The sequence below is a fragment of the Streptomyces cahuitamycinicus genome (genome assembly GCF_002891435.1).
Taxonomy (GTDB): Bacteria; Actinomycetota; Actinomycetes; order Streptomycetales; family Streptomycetaceae; genus Streptomyces; species Streptomyces cahuitamycinicus.
Genome location: NZ_POUC01000718.1, coordinates 1 through 2,452, shown reverse-complemented (window position 1 = coordinate 2,452; position 2,452 = coordinate 1). Strand labels below are relative to the sequence as shown.

Here is a 2,452-nt window from a genome sequence, read left to right as displayed (position 1 = left end):
CCCTCGACCCGGCGGACCTCGCGGTCCTCGCCGCCCGCTGCCTGACCGCCCGCCTCATCGCCGACGCCCTCGACGCCGACTCCCCGCTCGTGCCCGTCGCCGAGACCCGGGACGCCGTCACCGCCCGGATCGCCGAGGCCCTCGGCGTACCGCCCCGGGGTACGGAGCGCGGGCTGCGCTCCTACCTGCTGCGGACGGCCGGAGCGGCGGCCGTCCGCGCTGTCGAGCGCCGCCGCCGTGCCCTCACCGAGGCGGCGCACCCCGCCGCCGGCGACATCCTGCGCTATCTGAGCCGGGGTTCGGCGTGCCGGGAGGGCCTGCGTACCCTCGTCGCCGCCCTGGAGCCGCCCGTCGTCCTGGTCGGCCACAGCCTCGGCGGCATCATCGCCCTCGACACGCTGGTCTCCGCCCCGCTGCCCCAGGTCCGGCTCCTGGTGACCGCGGGCTCCCAAGGGCCGTTCCTCTACGAGTCGGGGTCCCTGCCCTCCCTCGAACACCCGGCACCGCTGCCGCCGCACGTCCCCGCCTGGCTGAACCTGTACGACCCGCGCGACCTGCTCGGCCACGTCGGCGCGGGCCTCTTCCGGGGCCGCGTCACCGACGTGGCCGTCGACAGCGGCCAGCCGTTCCCCGCCGCGCACAGCGCCTACTGGACGAACCCGGCCGTGTACCGCCACATCGCGGACCGCCTGCCGTGACCGGGGCCCGGCCCGGGCCGTCCGTCGACCCCGCCCGGGTGCACGCCCTCGTCGTCGGGATCGAGGCGTACGAGGCCGGCGACGCCTGGCGGCTGCCCGGGCCCGCCCGGGACGCCGTCCGGTTCTGGCGGCTGCTGCGGGACGCCGGGGTTCCCGAGCCGAACCTGCGGCTGCACCTCAGCCCGCTGCCGTCCTCCGACCCGCACGTCCCCTACGAGCCTGCGGACCAGGCGACCTTGCGCCGGGTACTCGTACGCGAACTGTCCCCGGCCCAGGGCGACATGCTGTGGGTGTGGTGGGGCGGGCACGGCGTACTGGACAGGTCCGGCCGGCTCCGGCTGTTCTGCGCGGACGCGGCCGTCGACGACAAGGTGGGTATCGACCTGGACTCCGCGCTCGCCCGGTACGCGGGGGACGCCGTACCCGGGCTGCGCGAGCAGCTGTGGATCGTGGACGCCTGCGAGACGTTCGAGGAGGACCTCGCCTTCCGGGCGGCGCTGCCCGCCGAGGCTCTGCCGGTGGGCCGCCCCGATCATGTGCACCGGCAGACCGTGCTCCGCGCCGCGGGCCGGGGCCGGGCGGCGGCCAACGATCCCGTCCGTGCCACCGGCCTGTTCTCCGACGTCCTGCTCGGTCTGCTGGCCGAACGCGCGGCCGTGCTGCCGGCACCGCCCGATCCGGAGGAACTGTTTCCGGCCGTTCGGGCGCGCATCGCGGCCCTCAGGGAAGAGGGCCGTACCCTTCAGCATCCCGAGATCCGGCTCCAGGGCACCGACCGCACCGAGACCCTGCCCCCGGCCGGACCGCCCGCCGTACCGCGCCCCCTCACGGCGTTGCAGCGGGTGGTGGAGGCCCTCCTCGCCTACCCCGCCATGCACGACCCCGACGAACGACAGTCCGTCGTCTCCGCGCTGAACCCCCGTGTCACAGCCGTACTGCGCCGTCACAGCAAGGCACGCACCGATGTCGTCAACCTGGTCGGCGGGCTCGCCCGGCGGGATCCGGACGCGCTGTGGGACCTGTTCGACGCCGTGGTGTCCATCGACGACGATCCGGCACTGAGAGAGGAACTCGCCGCCGCGATGGGCGAATTGCCGGCCACGTCCGAGCGTCGCCGTGATCGCCGATGATCAGTGGCGTGATCGTACGGTTTTCGCCCCGGGGGGTATTGGCCATGATGGAAAGACACGGGGCATCGCGTGCCACCGTGCGAGAAGGGGGAGCATCTTGGACCAGCCGCCCGCTCTGAACCACGCCGGAGCCGCCGCACCCGTACCGGTCGTCGCCCCCGCGCGGGCCGATGTCTGGGAATCCGACCTGGCGGACCTCGCGGCGCTGCCCCTGAGCGCCGTGGACGGTCTCCCCGCCCTGCCCCCCACGACACGCCTGCTGGCCGAGGTGCTGCGTGCCCGCAGCAGCACGAGGAGCGGCGAAGGAGGAGGCCAGGGCGGCGCCCGAGCCGACTAGTGCTGCGACCGGAAAGGTTCACCGGCTTGCGACGCCCGGCACGGCACATCGCCGCGTCGTCGCATCACCCGAGTACATCCAGTACGCGGGCGATGCTCCGCCTTGCGATGCACCGCACCGGACGCCGCAAGCTTTCCGGCAGACCTTTCCGGTCGCAGCACTAGTAGGACTCCGTTAGGTGTGTGCGGGGTGCCGTCTGGTGCGGCGTGTGGGCAGGGGGCGGTGGCAGGTGGTGCAGGTGCCGGTCCAGCAGTTCAGCAGGTCCTGGATTGTGTCGAGGATCTGGT

Annotated in this window: 3 protein-coding genes; all 3 read left to right on the top strand. The window is 73.9% G+C overall.

The window, feature by feature from the left end; genetic code table 11:
• Positions 1-698 (top strand): alpha/beta fold hydrolase (locus C1J00_RS42020; RefSeq protein WP_146046388.1); only part of this gene is annotated, 698 nt, incomplete at its 5' end.
• Positions 695-1,828 carry an effector-associated domain 2-containing protein gene (locus tag C1J00_RS42015; protein ID WP_102914065.1) on the top strand — a complete coding sequence of 378 codons (1,134 nt, stop codon included), beginning with the start codon at positions 695-697 and terminating at the stop codon, positions 1,826-1,828. The genes C1J00_RS42020 and C1J00_RS42015, both read left to right, overlap by 4 nt.
• 97 nt (positions 1,829-1,925) lie before the next feature.
• Positions 1,926-2,165, top strand: coding sequence for a hypothetical protein (locus tag C1J00_RS42010; protein ID WP_102914064.1), 240 nt, complete (start codon positions 1,926-1,928; stop codon positions 2,163-2,165).
• Positions 2,166-2,452 lie beyond the last annotated feature (287 nt).